A 17191-nucleotide genomic window follows, 5' to 3' on the forward strand; every position below is an offset into this window, starting at 1 on the left:
GCTGCACATCCCTTCACACAGGCAGGCGTGAGGCGCAACACTCCAAGGCGCGTGAACGTTGCCGCCCATGACCCGCCGGACCCGCGGAAGCGAGGGCACGTCATGTCCGTGCACGACGACATCCACTCCGTCCAGCGCTGCCTCGACGACCTCCACCGGTCGCTGGGCCGCCTGGAACTCCAGCTCGGCAGCGGTGGCCTGGAGATACGCCGCGTCCGACTGGACGCCGACCACCTGCGCGAGAGCGTGGCGCTGCTGCGGGAGGCCGCCGCCGCCCCGGACGCGCCGCACCGCCCCGACCTCGTCACCATCTCCGACGCGCCCTACGACATCACCCTGTGGACGGACTCGGACGACGAAGGTCTGGGCGCCCGCGACCGCCGCGCCCCCTGAACCCGCTACCGACCGGAGTCCTGACTTGGCCACTGGTACGGAACCCCGACAGAACAGCGGCGGCGTACGCTCCGGTACGCGCGCCGCGATCGCCGCCCGGCACCTCAGGACCGACCGCTGGTGGCTGGCGCCCGCCGTCACCGCGGCCGGTCTGTTCGCCTTCGTCGTCTACTCGACCTGGCGGGCCTTCGCCGACGCCGACTACTACGCGGCGCCCTACGTCTCGCCGTTCTACTCGCCCTGCCTGGCGGAGAACTGCCGGACCATGCACGCGGGCCCGAACGCGGACCTGTTCGGGAGCTGGTGGGGCATCTCCCCCGCCGTCATCATCCTGATCTTCCCGCTCGGCTTCCGGCTGACCTGCTACTACTACCGCAAGGCGTACTACCGCGCCTTCTGGGCCTCCCCGCCCGCCTGCGCGGTGGCCGAGCCGCACCGCTCGTACAGCGGCGAGACCCGTTTCCCGCTGATCCTGCAGAACATCCACCGGTACTTCTTCTACGCCGCGCTCCTGGTCGCCGGAGTGCTGACCTACGACACGGTCCTCGCCTTCCGCGACACCCACTACCGGTGGGGCCACATGGGCCTCGGCACCCTGGTCTTCCTGGCCAACATCGTGCTGATCTGGGCGTACACCCTGTCCTGCCACTCCTGCCGGCACATCGTCGGCGGCAAGCTCAAGCACTTCTCCAAGCACCCCGTGCGCTACCGGGCCTGGCAGTTCGTCGGGCGGCTCAACGCCCGCCACATGCAGCTGGCCTGGGCCTCGCTGCTGAGCGTGGCGCTCGCCGACTTCTACGTCTATCTCGTCGCGTCCGGGGTCTTCGACGATCCGCGCTTCTTCTAGTGACTCCAGTGAGGGACTGAACTGATGTCCGTGGTCGACCGGCAGGAGTGGGACGTCGTCGTGGTCGGTGCCGGCGGCGCCGGGCTGCGGGCCGCGATCGAGGCGCGCGAGCGGGGTGCCCGTACGGCGGTGATCTGCAAGTCCTTGTTCGGCAAGGCGCACACGGTGATGGCCGAGGGCGGCATCGCGGCGGCGATGGCCAACGCCAACCCGCACGACAACTGGCAGGTCCACTTCCGCGACACCCTGCGCGGCGGGAAGTTCCTCAACCAGTGGCGGATGGCCGAGCTGCACGCGCAGGAGGCCCCGGACCGGGTGTGGGAGCTGGAGACCTGGGGCGCGCTGTTCGACCGTACGAAGGACGGCCGGATCTCGCAGCGGAACTTCGGCGGCCACGAGTACCCGCGCCTCGCGCACGTCGGCGACCGCACGGGCCTGGAGCTGATCCGCACGCTCCAGCAGAAGATCGTCGCGCTGCAGCAGGAGGACTTCGAGGAGACCGGCGCGTACGAGTCCCGGCTGAAGGTCTTCCAGGAGTGCACGGTCACCCGGGTCCTGAAGGAGGGGGACCGGGTCTCGGGGGTCTTCGCCTACGACCGGGAGACCGGCCGCTTCTTCGTCCTGGAGGCACCCGCGGTCGTGGTCGCCACCGGCGGCATCGGCAAGTCCTTCAAGGTCACGTCCAACTCGTGGGAGTACACGGGCGACGGCCACGCGCTGGCGCTGCTGGCGGGCGCACCGCTGCTGAACATGGAGTTCGTGCAGTTCCACCCGACCGGCATGGTCTGGCCGCCCTCGGTGAAGGGCATCCTCGTCACCGAGTCGGTGCGCGGCGACGGCGGGGTGCTGCGCAACTCCGACGGCAAGCGGTTCATGTTCGACTACGTCCCGGACGTCTTCAAGGAGAAGTACGCCGAGTCGGAGGAGGAGGCCGACCGGTGGTACGAGGACCCGGAAGGCAACCGCCGGCCGCCCGAGCTGCTCCCCCGCGACGAGGTGGCCCGCGCGATCAACGCCGAGGTGAAGGCGGGCCGGGGCTCGCCGCACGGCGGTGTCTTCCTGGACGTGTCCACCCGGATGCCCGCCGAGGTGATCCGGCGTCGGCTGCCGTCCATGTACCACCAGTTCAAGGAGCTGGCGGACGTCGACATCACGGCCGAGGCGATGGAGGTCGGGCCGACCTGCCACTACGTGATGGGCGGCATCGCGGTCGACTCCGACACGGCGGCGGCCCGCGGGGTGGCCGGCCTGTACGCCGCCGGTGAGGTGGCCGGCGGCATGCACGGCTCCAACCGGCTCGGCGGCAACTCCCTGTCCGACCTGCTGGTGTTCGGCCGCCGGGCCGGCCGGCACGCGGCCGAGTACACGCAGCGGCTGGCCGGCCGCCGCCCACGGGTGGACGACGCCCAGGTCGACACGGCCGCGGCGGAGGCCCTGCGGCCCTTCTCCGCGGAGACCGAGGGCGAGGCGGGCCCGCCGGAGAACCCGTACACCCTGCACCAGGAACTCCAGCAGACGATGAACGACCTGGTCGGCATCATCCGCCGGGAGGGCGAGATGGAGCAGGCCCTGCACCGGCTCGCCGAGCTGCGGGTACGTGCCCGGCGGGCCGGCGTCGAGGGCCACCGCCAGTTCAACCCCGGCTGGCACCTCGCCCTGGACCTCAGGAACATGCTGCTGGTCAGCGAGTGCGTGGCCCGGGCCGCGCTGGAGCGCACCGAGTCGCGCGGCGGGCACACCCGCGAGGACCATCCCACGATGGACCGCGCCTGGCGCAATGTGAACCTGCTCTGCGCCCTCGCCGACCCCAGCGGCGCCCTCGCCGCGACCGACCCCGCCCGGGGCCAGATCCGTCTCACCCGGGAGACCACCGACCCCATCCGCCCGGACCTGCTCGCCCTCTTCGAGAAGGAGGAGCTGGTCAAGTACCTCGCCGAAGAGGAGCTGTACGAGTGAGCAGCTACGAAGCCCGCTTCAAGGTGTGGCGGGGCGACGAACAGGGCGGTGACCTGCGGGACTTCACGGTCGAGGTGAACGACGGCGAGGTGGTCCTGGACATCGTCCACCGCCTCCAGGCCACCCAGGCGCCCGATCTGGCCGTGCGCTGGAACTGCAAGGCGGGCAAGTGCGGTTCGTGTTCCGCGGAGATCAACGGCCGCCCGCGGCTGATGTGCATGACCCGCATGTCGGTCTTCGACCGCGCGGAGACCATCACGATCACCCCGCTCCGCGCCTTCCCGGTGGTCCGGGACCTGGTGACGGACGTCGGCTTCAACTACCAGAAGGCGCGCGAGGTCCCGGCCTTCGTGCCGCCCGCCGGTGTCGGCCCGGGCGAGTACCGCATGTTCCAGGAGGACGTGGACCGCTCGCAGGAGTTCCGCAAGTGCATCGAGTGCTTCCTGTGCCAGGACACCTGCCATGTGGTGCGCGACCACGAGGAGAACAAGCAGGCGTTCGCCGGGCCGCGCTTCCTGATGCGGGTGGCGGAGCTGGACATGCACCCGCTGGACGCGGCGGCCGAGACCGGCCTGGACCGCAAGCGGACGGCCCAGGACGAACACGGTCTCGGCTACTGCAACATCACCAAGTGCTGCACGGAGGTCTGCCCCGAGGGCATCAAGATCACCGACAACGCCCTGATCCCGCTGAAGGAACGGGCCGTCGACCGCAAGTACGACCCGCTGGTGTGGCTGGGCTCGAAGATCAGGAGGCGCTCGGGGAGCTGACCGCCCAGCCCTCCCGGTACGCCCGCCAGTCCGCCTCGGTGGCCGCGAAGTCCACGTAGAGGGCGACGCCGAAGCGGGCGCGGTCGGCGTCCGTGCGGCTCAGGCCGAGGCGGGCCCCGCGCACGGCGGCCGGGACGGTCTCGGCGTGCGCCCAGTGCCCGAACCGGTTCTCGTGGTAGAAGGGCAAGCCCATCAGGAGGTCGGTGGAGTCGGGGGTGACCTCCAGGGCCAGGCTCGTCTGCTGCGCCACATAGCCGCCGTACAGGCTCTGCGACGGCTGCATGGTGTCGTACGACATGACGGCGATCTGGTCCACGCGGCGGGCCACCTGCCCGAAGTACGCCTGCGACCACCACTTGGGGTGGTTGGTGGTCGCGCCCCAGAAGGAGTGGAAGCCGGGCAGCGGGTCGATCTGATGGGCGGCGACGGACAGCACCGCGCCCCGGGCGTGGGTGAGGTCGCGCAGGTCGTCGAGGAGACCGAGGTAGTCGCGGTCGCCGGAGTGCAGGGGTTCGAGGTCGAAGTGCGCGCCCTGGAAGCCGGCGGCGAGGACGGCGCGGGTGGAGTCGAGGATCGCCGCGCGGGTGGCCGGCCGCTCCAGCCGCAGCCCCTCGGGTCCCTCGCTGGCCAGCTTGTCACCGAGCCAGGCCTGGACGCGGACGCCCGGGAGTCTCCGGTGGACGGCGGTGATCAGCCGGCGGGCCTTCGGGTACGCCGACGCGGGGAGGGTGCCGTCGTGTTCCAGCGGGCCCGAGTGGACGTACAGGTCACGGATGCCGGTGCCCTTCAGGCGGCGGGCGAGGGCCTCGACGTCCCGGTCGGTCTTCCGTCCGTCCACCCAGGCGTGGCCCAGCCAGATGGCGTCCCGGTGCCGGGTGCGGGTGCCGGGGGCCGGATCGCCGGTGTAGTTGAGGCGGAGGGCCGTCTCGGCGGTGAGGAGCGGGAGCAGGAGCAGAGCGAGGAGGGTGGCACCGAGACGGACGATCCGCCGCCTGCGGGAGCGGGGCCGGGGCTGGGGCCGGGGCTGGGCCACCGTCTCGCCTTCCGCGCGGGCCTCCTCCTCCACACCCCCTTCGGCCGTCCCCGCGTCCACTCCCTCGGCACCACTCCGGCCGCCGTCGTCCCCGCCCTCGGCCGTGCGGCCGTCGTCCGCCCGGTCCCCGGCGCTCCGGTCCCCGTCGGTCCGGTCCCCGGCGGTCCGGTCCCCGTCGGTCCGGTCCCCGGCGGTGCGGTGTTCGGCCGCCCGGTTCCCGTCGTTCCGGTCCTCGGTCGTCCGGGCTCCGTCCGTCCGGTTCCCCGCTGTGCGGTCGTCGTCCCTCCGGTTCTCGTCCCTCCGGTTCTCGTCCGTCCGGTTCTCGTCCATCCCGTCCCCCTGTGAGCCTGGTCCCCCACCCGTATCCGTCCCGCTCGCGAAGCCGTCTACCTGCCCATACGCTCCGAAATGTGACGTCCTCCCTGATCCGGGGCCGGCCCCGGCGAGCCACGGCGCACATACGGGTGCGGGTGGCGCATGCCGTGCTGGGCGCCCTGGTGGGAGTCGGGTGGCTGGTGTTGCCGGTGATGACGGTCGCTGCCCATGATCCGGTTCCCGCGGCCCATGTCGGCGGGACGGCGAGCGCCGCCGCGCCGGAGGAGGACGGGACGTCGGCCGCCGATCTGGTGCTGCCGCTCGTCGTCGGGGTCGCGGCCGTGCTCCTGGCCGGATACGGCTACCTGCGGCGCACCCGGCGGTCCCGGACCCGGACGACTCCGGGCGCCGTCTCGGCGCAGCCGCCCACGCCCGCCCCGGCCGACTCCGAACGCCAGGCCAGGGCGGCGCTGCGGCTCGCCGACGACTGTGTACGCACCAGCCGGGAGGAACTGTCCTTCGTCCGTGACCGGTTCGGGGAGAAGCAGTCCGAGCCGTTCACACAGGCGCTGCGGGCCGCCGAGACCGAGCTCGCGGCGGCGTTCGCGATCTGGCGACGGTACGAGGGGGGTGCGCCGGAGGAGCCGAGCGCCCGGCGTCAGGCGCTGGTCGGGGTGATCGGCCGGTGCGCGGAGGCCGGACGCCGGCTGGACACGGAGGCGGAGGCGCTGGACCGGCTGCGGGGGTTCGCTGTGGCGGCCGAGGGCCGGCCCGAAGCGGCCGAGGGGGAGGTCGGCGCGGCGGTGGAGGTGGCCGAGGGGCGGTTCCGGGAGTTGACGGGGCGCGTGGTGGCCGCGCAGAACACCCTGGCGGCCCTCCTGGAGTCGTACGCGCCCTCGGCCACCGGAGCCGTCACCGGGTACCTCGAACAGGCCGAGGACCGGCTGATGTTCGCCACCGTCCGGCTCAACGAGGCCCGTCAGGCCGTCGACGCGCACGACCCACGGCGGGCCGCCCGGCAGCTGCGCGCCGCCGAGGGCGCGGTGGCCCAGGCCGGGGTGCTGGTGGGCGGGGTGGAGCGGCTCGCGGCACGGCTGCGGGAGGCGGCCGGGCTGGTGCCGGGTGCGCTGACCGGCGCGGAGGCGGAGCTGGCGGCGTGCCGGCAGCGGACGGGGAGGACCTCGCCGAGCGGGGGTGGGCCGCATGCCCGTCCGGCCCACGCCGACGCGGTGCTGGCGGCGGTCCGTGCGGAGCTGACCGGTGGACCGTACGACCCGCTGGACGGGCTGCGCCGGATCACCCGGGCGGTGGAACGGGTGACGGAGGTGCGGTCCGGGGTGCTGGACACCGCGGCACTGCTGGTGGCGCGGAGTTCCGTCGCCGGGGCGGAGGAGTTCGTGGCGGTGCACCGGGGAGCGGTGGGCGCTCAGGCCCGGGCCCGGCTGGCGGAGGCGGTACGGGAGCTGGGCGCGGAGAACTCCGGCCGGGCCGATGCCGTGGCCGGGGAGGCGCGGGAGCTGGCCGAGCGGGACGTACGGGCGCAGGGCGTCCCGGACCTCGGCGCCGAGGGGGACTCGGCCGGCCTGGCCGGTGCCGTGCGCGGCGGCATCCTCCTCGCCGAGGACCCGGACGCGGGCCCCCCCGCGGCCTACGGCGGCCCCCGGACCCGCTCCCGCCACCACGCGTAGCCGGGTCTCTCCGCGCTGCCGGTTCCGGGCCGCCGGTTTCGGCTCGCCGGCCACCTGTGCGGCCGGTCCGGACGCCCTCTCAGGGACGCCTGGCGACCGCCCCGGTCGGGTGGGGCGGGGCAAAAGGGGGCGTCAGAAGAGGCTGAGCAGCGCTTCGGCCGGGTCGGTGAGGCCGCCCTCGCCGCCCGGCAGGGGCAGTTCGAACCACACCGTCTTGCCGCGAGGCGTACGCCGGGAACCCCAGGCCGCGCTGAGGAGGCCGACGAGTTGCAGACCACGGCCGCCCTCGTCGGTGTCGCGGGCGCGCCGGCGCCGCGGCTGGACCAGGCCGGAGTCCCAGACCTCGCAGACCAGCGTGCGGTCCAGCAGCAGCCGGAGCCGTATGTCCCCCTCGCCGTACCGCAGGGCGTTCGTCACCAGCTCGCTGACCAGCAGCTCCGTCGTGTCGACCAGGGGCTCCAGACCCCAGGACAGCAGCTGCGCGCGGGCGTACTCACGGGCCCGGCCCACGCTGCGCGGCTCGCGGGGCAGGGTCCAGTCGCCCACCGAATCGGCGGGCAGCCCCTGCACGCGGGCCATCAACAGCGCGATGTCGTCCTCGCCGTGGTGGGTGTCGAGCGTGTTGAGGACGTGGTCGCAGACGTCCTCCAGCGGCCGGGAGGGGTCCGTCAGCGCGCCCACGAAGGCCTGGAGGCCCTCGTCCAGGGGGTGGTCGCGGGATTCGACCAGGCCGTCCGTGTAGAGGGCCAGCAGGGCGCCCTCCGGCAGGTCGACCTCGACCTCCTCGAACGGCTCCCCGCCCACGCCGAGCGGCATGCCGGGCGGCACGTCGAGCATCAGGGCCGGCTCGCCGGGCTCGACCAGGACCGGCGGCAGATGGCCGGCGTTGGCGAACGTACAGCGCCTGGTGACGGAGTCGTACACGGCGTACACGCAGGTCGCCAGGTACACCTCGGAGAGATCGGCGTCCCGGGGCTGGCGGGCGGTGCGGGTGGCCTGCTGCACGCCTCCCGGGGTGCCGAGCCCGCGCGCGATCTCGTCCAGCGCCGACAGCACCTCGGCCGGTTCCAGGTCGAGCAGGGCCAAGGTGCGGACCGCCGTGCGGAGTTCGCCCATCGCCACGGCCGCGCGCAGGCCCCGGCCCATCACGTCGCCGACGACCAGCGCCGTGCGGTGTCCAGGGAGTTCGATGACGTCGAACCAGTCGCCGCCCACCTCCGTCGCCGCGTTGCCGGGCAGGTAGCGGCAGGCGATGTCCAGGCCGGACGCCTCGGGGTCGCCGGGCGGGAGCAGCGATCGCTGGAGTATCAGCGCCCGTTCGTGCTCACGGCGGTAGAGGCGCGCGTTGTCGATGCAGACCGCGGCCCGCGCGGCCAGCTCCACCGCGAGGTCCCGGTCGCGGTCGCCGAACGGCTCGCTGCCCTTCGTACGGGCGAACTGGGCGAGTCCCACCACGGTGTCGTGGGCGACCATCGGCACCGCCAGCGTGGACTGCACGAGGCCGCCCTCCTCGGGGGGCACGCGCTGCGGGCGGGCGGTGCGCAGCGCGTCCGCGCACGGCGAGGTGAACGGGAAGTGGTGGACCGCGCCGACCTCGACGGGCTCCCCGGATCCGCTGAAGGGGGCACCGGAGACGGCGCTGGCGAAGGCGACGCGGCGCAGTTCGGCGCTGCCGTCGGCGAGGCCCGGCGGGGTCTCGTCGCCGGCCAGCAGCCCCTGGTAGAGGTCGACGGTGGCGAGGTCGCAGAAGCCGGGGACGACGACGTCGAGGAGTTCGCGGGCCGTGGTCTCCAGGTCGAGCGAGTTCCCTATGCGGGCGCCCGCCTCGTTGAGCAGCGCGAGGTTGCGCCGGGCGGCGGCGGCCTCGCGGGCGGCGGCCCGGCGGGCGGTGATGTCGGTGCCGAGCCAGGCGATGCCGATGGGCCGGCCGCTGCCGCTGTGCACGCGGTAGAGGTTGACGGACCAGTGCCGGCGTTCCTCGGAGCCGGGCACGAAACCGGTGACGTGCATGTCGGTGATGGACTCGCCGGACTCCAGCACCCGCCGCAGGGTGGCCGAAACCCGCTCGGCCTCACCGCGCGGCAGATAGTCGTGAACTTCCTTGCCCCGGTGGTCGTCCGGGGTTCCGCCGAAGATGGAGGCGAACCGCATGTTGGCGCGGCGGACGCGCAGATCGGGGTCGATCAGCAGGAAACCGAAGGGGGATTGGCCGAAAATCGCCTGCGAGGCGGCGAGATCGGTCTCGATGCGCCGCAGCGTGCGGACGTCCACGACGATGCAGACGGCGGCCTTGTCCCCCTCGGCGGTGCGCGTCGGCATGACGTAGACCTCGGCCAGGCCTTCCTCGCCGCGCGTGCCGTCCGGCCGGTCCGGCATCCGGAACGGCACCACTCCGGTCCACTCGCGTCCGTCGAGGATTTCGGCCATCTTCCGCTGGCCGCGCTCCCGCAGATCGGGGTCGACGAAGGCTTCGATGGGGTCCATGCCGACAGCGCGTTCGGCCCGGATGCCGAAGAGCTGCTCGGCGCGCAGGCTCCACTGGTCGACCAGTCCGCCGGAGCTGATGGAGAAGGACGCGACCTTTATGTAGTCGTACATCGAACCGGGCGGACTGCTCTGCCACATGGCGTCCTGGGGCATCGCGGCAGCATCCGCGGCATGGCCCCTCGCGCCGTCCGACGGGTCCTCGGACTCCGTGGCCTTCGCTGGTATCTCGCTCACGCGAACCGTCCCCTCCAGCTCACCGCGTCCGGCACCGGTCACCGGGGGCGGCTGCCCGCAGTATCCAGCACTACGGCGCCGCACGACACGGTGTTCACGATCACAGCTCGGTCCAGGTGCTTTTCGGACCGGTCCGTGACAACACTTCCACTCTTCTAACCAGGGAACACACCACCGAATCCCGTGACGCCGGACCGCGTGCGCCCCCGGCGCGCACAATGGGCGGCACGCTCACCGCTGTACACCCCCGTGCCCCTCGCGGATGCTCCGGGTTCACCCGGGCACCGCGAGTTCGAACCAGACGGTCTTGCCGCTCGTGCCGGGCCGGGTGCCCCAGCGGCGTGAGGAACCGGCGACCAGCTGGAGGCCGCGCCCGCTCTCGTCCTCGGGGTGCGCGACGCGTTCGCGCGGCGGGTCCGGGAGGGGGTCGGACACCTCCACACGCAGCGTGTCGTCGTGGCCGCCCGGGCGCACCAGACGTACACCGATGGGTCCGGTGGCGTGCCGCAGCGAGTTGGTGACCAGCTCGCTGACCAGCAGCGCGGCGAGGTCCGCGACACAGTCCAGGTTCCAGCCGTGCAACTGTCCCCGGACCGCCGCGCGGGCGGTGCGCACGGCACCGGGTTCCGCGGGAAAAGTCCACTCGGCGCAGTCGCCATCGGTGTCGATCACGCCGATCACTTCCCAGGACAACGAGCCCACCATGTCCGGTTTCATGGGGTTAATGGGCACATACCCGATATCCGGGGAGCAGTACCGCATGAGAGGGCGCACTGTGGCACGAACGGCGTACGAGGCACGGGAAAGGGGTCACCGAGAGCGCCCGCCCGAGCCGGGCCGGACCACCGGCGGGCGCCACGCCCACCCCGTGCCCGCCCCCTCGGATCGCGGCCCGCTTCCGACCCGCGCGGCCTTCAGAACGCGGGCAGCTTCCCGACCTCCCGCACAGCGGGCACGTCCTGGTCCAGCCACGGCACGTCCCACAGCTCGGCCGGGGTCAGCCAGCGCAGCGCGTCGTGGTCCTGGAGGGCCCGGGGCGCGGGCGAGCCGCGACGCAGGCGGGCGGTCCACACCTGGAGGACGTACGGCGTGCGCAGCGGCCACTCCCCCGGCACGCGCCCCACCGGTTCGGCGTCGATGCCCAGTTCCTCGCGGAGTTCGCGTACCAGGGCGTCCTCGGGCCGTTCACCCGCCTCGACCTTGCCGCCGGGCAGCTCCCAGCGCCCGGCCAGGTCGGCGGGCGCGCTGCGGCGCGCGGCGAGCAGCCGGCCGCCGTCGAGCAGGGCGGCTCCCACCACCACGATCCGTTCCGCCTCGGAAGTCATGCGCGTCATGGAGCGGAGCCTACGGGAGCCCGCGGCCGGTCAGTTCTGGGTGCCGTCCCCGTTCTGACCGATGCGCTCGACCCAGTAGATCTGCTTGTGCCCCCGGTCGTCGAGGCTGTCGGCGATCTTCTGCGCCTCCGCGCGGGTCGCGTACCGGCCGACGCGGTAGCGATTGCCGTTGTCGTCCTGCCGTATCACGATCCAGGGCAGCGCGACCGTGCCCTCACTCATGGCCCCCACCGCCCGCACCCCTTCTCGCACCGCCCCACCTGCTTCCCGTCCCGGGGCCCCGCCGCGCCCTGTCTAAGGAAACCGCAATCCGCATATGCCCGAGCGTACGCCCAACCTTTACGCAGCGAATACGGCTTTTCACAAAGAGGTACGCAACCCGCCAGAACGCCGGGGGCGCACGGGGCCGAATGCGCCGTCCCGGACTCCTCCGCCTCGGGTGGGGGGTGCACCGGGATCACCTGGGATCACCTGGGAGAACGGTCGGATCGCCGCGGCCCGGGAGGCGGCGGCGACGGCCGGCGGGCTGCTCCTGCGTCCCGGCCGGCGCACCGGGGTGTGCGCTAGCTCACGCGAAGAGGAGCACTGGGCTCCGGCTCGGCCCGTCCGACGACCGGCCGGACCGGGGTCATTTGACGGGCAGGTGGTAGGAGACCCGGTAGCGGTCGGCCGGGATGACCACGTCGGCGGTCTCCACCGGGCGGCCGGAGGCGAAGTACGTGCGCTGGACGACCAGGACCACGTGCCCGGGCACCCCCCCGAGCAGGTTCAACTCCTCCGCCAGGCCGGGGCGGGCGCCGACCTCCTCGGTGACGTTGTCCACGATGACGTCGATGGCCCGCATCCGCTCCACCACGCCCATCCCGCCGAGCGGGCCCTCCTCGGGCAGCATCACGGGGGTGCGGCCGGTGACGGCGAGCGGCTCCCAGGAGGTCGAGAGCATCATGGGCTCGCCGCCGTCCCGGAACAGGTACTTGGTGCGCATGACCCGGTCGCCGGTCTGGATCGCGAGCCGCTCGGCGATGACCGCGCCGGCCTCGGCCTGCTCGCTGCTGGACTCCCAGGTGCCGCGCACCGAGGCATCGGCCTGCTCCTGCCGGAAGGGGGTGGCGCCGCCGGCCGGGCGGTATCCGGAGCGGGCCACCCGGCGGGGCACGGGCCGCTCGCGCACATACGTCCCCGACCCCGAGCGGCCCTCGACCAGCCCCTCGGCCATCAGCACCTTGCGGGCCTCCAGCGCGACCGTGTCCGAGACGCCGTACTCCTCGCGGATGCGGGCCTGGGAGGGGAGCCGGGTGTGGGGCGGGAGTGAACCGTCGACGATCTTCTTGCGGAGATCACCCGCGACGCGCAGGTACGCCGGCTGCTCACCGAAAGTCACTGGCCGCTCCCATCAGGTTGTACAGACAGCAACAGCCTGGCAACCGTGGGTTGTGCCGTGCAAGCAAAGGCCAGAGAATCACTCGATGTGATGACAAAAGGCCGGGGAAGGCTTTACCCAGGCACTTTCTCTGTCGTATAGGTGCCCGTCGGCCGTACGGGCTCACACCTGCCCACCGGCGCCGCTTCCCTCGTCGCCCGGCCGCGCGGGCGAGGTGGGGGCGAGTCCGAGGGACTTCCGCCACGCCTCCGAGGCGCCGCCCGTGGCGAACAGCGGCGCCCACAGCACGAGCCCGATCCCCGAGAGCACCGCACCGCCCACGGCCGGTACCCCGGCAACCCCGCCGAGCCGCCCGGCTGTTGGCCGTACGGCGACGGTCCGTACGGTCCCCGCGGGAACGGCGGGGGCGGCTGGAACGGCCCTCGTGGCTGGTGGGGGCCCGGAGGCGGGGGCAGGGACACCGGTACCGTGCTCCTGGGGCGGGTGGCGGCAGCACAGGACCGGCGGCCGGCCGGCGACTGGACCGACGCACGACTGGCCGCACGGTAAGCGGGGCACGAACGGGGGCGGAATGCGGGTGGAGACCCAGGCACGGGACAGAGCGGGCGGCCGGGTGGGCGGCGCGGTGGTCCGGGCGGTGAACGGACTCACCGCCCGCTGGGCACAGGCCCTGCCCGAGGGCACGGTGTTCTCGGCGCCGGGCGTCTGGCCCCTGCTGGCCTTCCTCGCCGACGGCGCGGCCGGGCCGGCCAGGGCGGAGCTGACCGACGCCCTGGGCCTGCCGGCCGCTCAGGCCGCGGCGGCGGCCCGGGAGTTGCTGGACGGACTGGCCGCGCTGCCCGCCGTGGACACCGCGCTCGGCCTGTGGACCGGGCGGACACTGGAACTCCGGCCGGAGTGGGAGGCCGGGCTGCCGGCCGCGGCGCACGGCGTGCTCACCGGCGACGCCGCCGCCGACCGGGGGGCGCTGGACGCCTGGGCTGCGGAACGGACCGGCGGGCTCATAGCGCGCATGCCGATCGCGCTGACCGACCGTACCGAGCTGGTGCTGGCCGGCGCGCTGACGATGCGGACACGCTGGCTGCGCCCCTTCGACGAGGTGCCGCTGGAGACGCCGTACGCGCCCTGGGCCGCCACCGAGCGGCTGGGCCTGCGCCGGACCAGCGAGGTGCTGGACCGGGTGGGTGTCGCCGACACCCCGCACGGCTGGGTCACCCGGCTGGAGGTGCTGGGCACCGACGCCCTGGACGTCCATCTGCTGCTCGGCGAGGAACGGATGACACCGGGCGGGGTGCTGAGCGCGGGCCTGGACCTGCTCGCCCGCCCCCGCACCGTCGTACCGGGCTCCCTGCTGCCGTACGGCGAGGTGGGTCCGGGGCTACGGGTGGACCGCAAGCGGTGCGCCACCCCGGAGCGGCCGACGCTGGAGGTGGTCACGGCCGCGTACGACGTGACGGCGAGTCACGACCTGCTGGAGCGGCCCGAGCTGTTCGGGCTGACCACCGCCCGGGACTCCCGGCAGGGCCACTTCCCCGGGATCAGCGGCTTCCCGCTCGCCATCGGCTCGGCCGGCCAGTCGGCGCTCGCCCGGTTCGGCGCGCGGGGCTTCCGCGCGGCCGCGGTCACGGCGTTCGCGGGCCTCGCGGGCGGCGCGCCGCCTCGGCTGCGGTACGTGTCACGGGCGGTGAACGCCGCCTTCGACCGCCCCTTCGGCTTTCTCGCCGTGCACCGGCACACCCGGCTGGTACTGGCGGCGGGCTGGGTGACGGACCCGCTGCCGTACCCGGGGGAACGGGAGGAACCGGAGGAAGCGTGGGAGGGGGACCGATGAGCAAGGTGACCGAGCAGACGGTCCGGCAGGTGAACGGGCTGACGGCCCGCTGGGCACAGGCCCTGCCCGAGGGCACGGTGTTCTCGGCGCCGGGCGTCTGGCCCCTGCTGGCCTTCCTCGCCGACGGTGCGGCGGGCCCGGCGCGCGCGGAGCTGGCCGGTGCCCTGGGCGTGCCGGCCGAGCACGCGGCCGGTGCCGCACGGGAGCTGCTGGCGGGGCTGGCGTCGGTGTCCGGACTGGACGCGGCGCTCGGCCTGTGGACGCACCAGGGGCTGGCCCTGCGGGAGGAGTGGCGGGCCGGGCTGCCCGCCGGGACCTTCGGCGTCTTCGGCGACGACCTCGTCACCGCGCAGGAACGGCTGGACGCCTGGGCGGCGGAACGGACCGGCGGGCTGGTCGAACGCATGCCGGTGACACTGACCCGGGAGGCGCGGATGGTGCTGGCCGGCGCCCTCGCGCTGCGCACCGACTGGCGGCAGCCCTTCACCGAGCTGCCGCTGCGCCCCGGTTCCGGCCCCTGGCAGGGCCGCACCCTGCGCGGTCTGCACCGGCGCAGCGTGCGGCCGGACCGGGTCGGGGTGACCGGCACCCCGGACGGCTTCGTCACCGCGCTGACGGTGCCCGGGGACAACGGCGTCGACGTCCATCTGCTGCTCGGCGAGGAACGGATGACGCCGGGCCAGGTGCTCGCGGCCGGCGTGGGGATCGTGGAGCGCGGCCTGCCGCTGACCGCGGGCGGGGCGCTGCCGCACGGGCACGTCGGTCCCGGCCTGCACGTGGAACAGCAGCCGGCCGTCACGCCGGAGCCGCGCACGCTGGACGTGCAGACGGTGGCGTACGAGGTGCGGGCCGACCACGATCTGCTCGCCCTGCCGGGCCTGTTCGGCCTCACCGCGGCGATGGACACCCGGGTCGGTCACTTCCCGGGGGTGAGCGCCTACCCGCTGGCCGTCGGGGAGGCGCGCCAGTCGGCGGTGGCCCAGTTCGGCGCGCTCGGCTTCCGGGCGGCGGCGGTGACGGCGCTCGCGCCGACGTACGGCGGAGGGGTGCCGCAGTACCGCTACGAGACCACGGTCGTCCGCGTCGCCTTCGACCGTCCCTTCGGTTTCCTCGCCACGGACCGCGACTCCCGCCTGGTGCTGGCGGCGGGCTGGGTGACGGATCCGGCGCCGTATCCGGTCACGGGGGTGCCGGGCGGCCCGCGGGTGATGTGACCGGCGGCGACCGGGCAGGCGCGGGCTACCCGCCCGGCGTCGCCTGGGCGGGCAGCTGGAAGGGGACGGTGGTCCAGGGGCTGTCCGGTTCGGTGGTGAGGGCTCGGTGGGCCGCCAGCATCTCCAGGTACCAGTCGCCGAACTCCTCGTCGTCGAAGTGCAGGCAGCGGCCCAACGCGTAGCCGGCGGAGAAGTCCTGCCAGGAGGTGTGGGCGGAGCGTGCGGCTTCGCTCGCCTCGACGACGGCCTCGCGCATCTCGGCGCGGGTGGCGAACCGGGCGCCGTAGCCCCAGCGGGCCATCATCGAGGCGCGGCCGATGTCCCAGGCGGCGACCGAGCGCACCGCGGCGTCCGGTGCGAGCAGTCCGTCGGCGCGGAACCTGCCCTCGTAGCGCAGCACCTTGCCGACCAGTCCGACGACGTGCCCGACGAACTCCTCCCAGTCCGGGCCGATCTGGTCCGGCACCTGTGCGGCACGCTCCCGCAGGGTCGTCTCGACGTGTGCGCGCCATGCGGTGGCGTCGACGGCCTGCAGCCGCCCGTCCGTGGACCGGAGGGCGAGTGCGGCGCGCGCGTGGAGGACGAACTCCCAGTACCAGGGGGTGACATCGCGGTCGAGGAGCCGCCGCTGGGTCTGCTGCCACTCGGCCCGGTCGGTGACGCCCCACCACTTGGCGAGCCGTTCGTGCTCGATGGACAGGCCCAGACCGTGGTAGTGCGGGTTGTTCCAGGCCTCGCCGTTGACGAAGCACATGTGGGCGCCGAGGGCCAGGCCGTGCAGGAGCGGGCCGGGGGGCGGCGCGCCGGTGCGCAGGGTGAGGAGCGTTTCGGCGTGGGCGTCCGCGTCCCAGTGCTCCTTGTGCAGCGCGCGCCACACCCGGCGTTCCTCCGTGTCGGCCGACATCAGCATCGGGCACGGCGTCTGGTTGTTGACGGCGATGCCGGCCACGTCACCGGGCAGGTCGTCGGCCAGGTCGGCCAGCGTGTACGACTCGAAGACCAGGTGCGGGTGGGGGCGGGGCAGCATGCCGCGGGTGTAGACGGCGACGAGGCGGCCGACGGGGGTGTCGTAGACGTGGAAGGTGCGCTTGCCGGGGTCGCGGGAGGTCTCCTCGCGGCGGAACGGCACGTACACGAGGTCACCGGCGAGGGCCTCCAGGTAGGCGAGGGTCAGATCGCCCTGGGCCTCCTCCGCGGCCTCCTCGTCCTGATATTCGGCCGCGGCGTGCCGGGTCAGCAGTTCGTACAGGTGCTGTTCGAGTGCGGCGGGCGCCTGCCAGGTGCCGGGCTCGGGCACCGGAATGCTGGGCAGCGCCTCGTCGTGATCGTCCAGTTCACCGACGACATACGGCTCGGCCGCCTGCCGCTCGGCCGCCTGCCGCTCCCCACCGGACCGTCCCTGTCGAGCCGTCCGCCTCCGGGCGCCGAACACCGCATACCCCCGTATCCGTGATCACGACCGCGGCCACTCTACGGCCCCCGTCCGACTCGGCGGCGGCCGGGCCCTTGGCAATCGCACGGAGTCCGCGCGGGAAAACCGAAGGGGAGAACAACGGGCTTTCACACGCCTGCGGTTCACCGCCCGACAGATGGCACCTCAGGACCGGATCCTCAACGCAGAAAACCCCCGCATCGAATCGATGCGGGGGTTTTCCCAATATTTGTTCGGCGGCGTCCTACTCTCCCACAGGGTCCCCCCTGCAGTACC

15 protein-coding genes are annotated in these 17191 nt (G+C 73.5%); 7 read left to right on the forward strand and 8 right to left on the reverse strand.

Annotated elements, in window-relative coordinates; genetic code table 11:
• Nucleotides 1–102 precede the first annotated feature (102 nt).
• The 4 genes from ACZ7KF_RS33475 to ACZ7KF_RS33490 are packed head-to-tail and all read left to right on the forward strand — an operon-like array spanning nucleotide 103 to nucleotide 3966.
• Nucleotides 103–393 (forward strand): hypothetical protein, encoded by a 291-nt coding sequence (locus ACZ7KF_RS33475; RefSeq protein ID WP_471083613.1) that lies wholly within the window; start codon nucleotides 103–105, stop codon nucleotides 391–393.
• 25 nt (nucleotides 394–418) lie between these two features.
• The gene (locus ACZ7KF_RS33480) at nucleotides 419–1240 is read left to right on the forward strand and encodes a hypothetical protein (RefSeq protein WP_471083616.1); all 822 of its coding nucleotides are present in this window, start codon (nucleotides 419–421) and stop codon (nucleotides 1238–1240) included.
• A gap of 24 nt (nucleotides 1241–1264) precedes the next feature.
• Nucleotides 1265–3196: a fumarate reductase/succinate dehydrogenase flavoprotein subunit gene (locus ACZ7KF_RS33485; RefSeq protein ID WP_471083619.1), complete on the forward strand. Its 1932-nt coding sequence runs from the start codon at nucleotides 1265–1267 to the stop codon at nucleotides 3194–3196.
• A complete protein-coding gene (locus tag ACZ7KF_RS33490) occupies nucleotides 3193–3966 on the forward strand; it encodes a succinate dehydrogenase/fumarate reductase iron-sulfur subunit (protein ID WP_471083622.1) in 774 nt (257 codons plus the stop codon). Before ACZ7KF_RS33485 ends, ACZ7KF_RS33490 begins: the two co-directional genes overlap by 4 nt.
• On the opposite strand, the gene ACZ7KF_RS33495 is transcribed toward ACZ7KF_RS33490, so the two are convergent.
• On the reverse strand, nucleotides 3944–5329 hold the full coding sequence (locus ACZ7KF_RS33495; RefSeq protein ID WP_471083625.1) for a glycoside hydrolase family 18 protein: 1386 nt from the start codon (nucleotides 5327–5329) through the stop codon (nucleotides 3944–3946). The two genes, ACZ7KF_RS33490 and ACZ7KF_RS33495, sit on opposite strands and share 23 nt — an antisense overlap.
• A gap of 80 nt (nucleotides 5330–5409) precedes the next feature.
• On the opposite strand from ACZ7KF_RS33495, the gene ACZ7KF_RS33500 reads away from it, so the two are divergent.
• A complete protein-coding gene (locus tag ACZ7KF_RS33500) occupies nucleotides 5410–7002 on the forward strand; it encodes a hypothetical protein (protein WP_471083628.1) in 1593 nt (530 codons plus the stop codon).
• A gap of 132 nt (nucleotides 7003–7134) precedes the next feature.
• Here the strand turns inward: ACZ7KF_RS33500 and ACZ7KF_RS33505 are convergent, their stop codons facing one another.
• From ACZ7KF_RS33505 to ACZ7KF_RS33530, 6 genes are all read right to left on the reverse strand, one after another.
• The gene (locus ACZ7KF_RS33505) at nucleotides 7135–9723 is read right to left on the reverse strand and encodes a SpoIIE family protein phosphatase (protein ID WP_471083631.1); all 2589 of its coding nucleotides are present in this window, start codon (nucleotides 9721–9723) and stop codon (nucleotides 7135–7137) included.
• A 273-nt stretch (nucleotides 9724–9996) separates the two neighbouring features.
• Complete coding sequence (locus ACZ7KF_RS33510; RefSeq protein ID WP_471083670.1) at nucleotides 9997–10425, reverse strand: ATP-binding protein; 429 nt, start codon at nucleotides 10423–10425, stop codon at nucleotides 9997–9999.
• Nucleotides 10426–10637: 212 nt separating this feature from the next.
• Nucleotides 10638–11057, reverse strand: a complete 420-nt coding sequence (locus tag ACZ7KF_RS33515) for a (deoxy)nucleoside triphosphate pyrophosphohydrolase (protein WP_471083634.1) — start codon at nucleotides 11055–11057, stop codon at nucleotides 10638–10640.
• Nucleotides 11058–11087: 30 nt separating this feature from the next.
• Nucleotides 11088–11279, reverse strand: coding sequence for an SPOR domain-containing protein (locus ACZ7KF_RS33520; protein WP_471083637.1), 192 nt, complete (start codon nucleotides 11277–11279; stop codon nucleotides 11088–11090).
• Nucleotides 11280–11685: 406 nt separating this feature from the next.
• Nucleotides 11686–12438: a GntR family transcriptional regulator gene (locus ACZ7KF_RS33525; protein WP_471083640.1), complete on the reverse strand. Its 753-nt coding sequence runs from the start codon at nucleotides 12436–12438 to the stop codon at nucleotides 11686–11688.
• Between the two features lie 162 nt (nucleotides 12439–12600).
• Entirely contained in the window at nucleotides 12601–12759 is a 159-nt protein-coding gene (locus ACZ7KF_RS33530) for a hypothetical protein (protein WP_471083643.1), read from the reverse strand.
• Nucleotides 12760–13009: 250 nt separating this feature from the next.
• Between ACZ7KF_RS33530 and ACZ7KF_RS33535 the strand changes: the two genes are divergently transcribed.
• Nucleotides 13010–14269, forward strand: a complete 1260-nt coding sequence (locus ACZ7KF_RS33535; RefSeq protein WP_471083646.1) for a serpin family protein — start codon at nucleotides 13010–13012, stop codon at nucleotides 14267–14269.
• A complete protein-coding gene (locus ACZ7KF_RS33540; RefSeq protein WP_471083649.1) occupies nucleotides 14266–15483 on the forward strand; it encodes a serpin family protein in 1218 nt (405 codons plus the stop codon). The genes ACZ7KF_RS33535 and ACZ7KF_RS33540 overlap by 4 nt, the downstream gene beginning before the upstream one ends.
• A 25-nt stretch (nucleotides 15484–15508) precedes the next feature.
• Here ACZ7KF_RS33540 and ACZ7KF_RS33545 read toward each other — a convergent pair whose 3' ends face one another.
• On the reverse strand, nucleotides 15509–16915 hold the full coding sequence (locus tag ACZ7KF_RS33545) for a DUF1266 domain-containing protein (protein ID WP_471083652.1): 1407 nt from the start codon (nucleotides 16913–16915) through the stop codon (nucleotides 15509–15511).
• Between the last annotated feature and the right edge of the window lie 276 nt (nucleotides 16916–17191).

This window comes from Streptomyces sp. NPDC038200 (genome assembly GCF_055600785.1).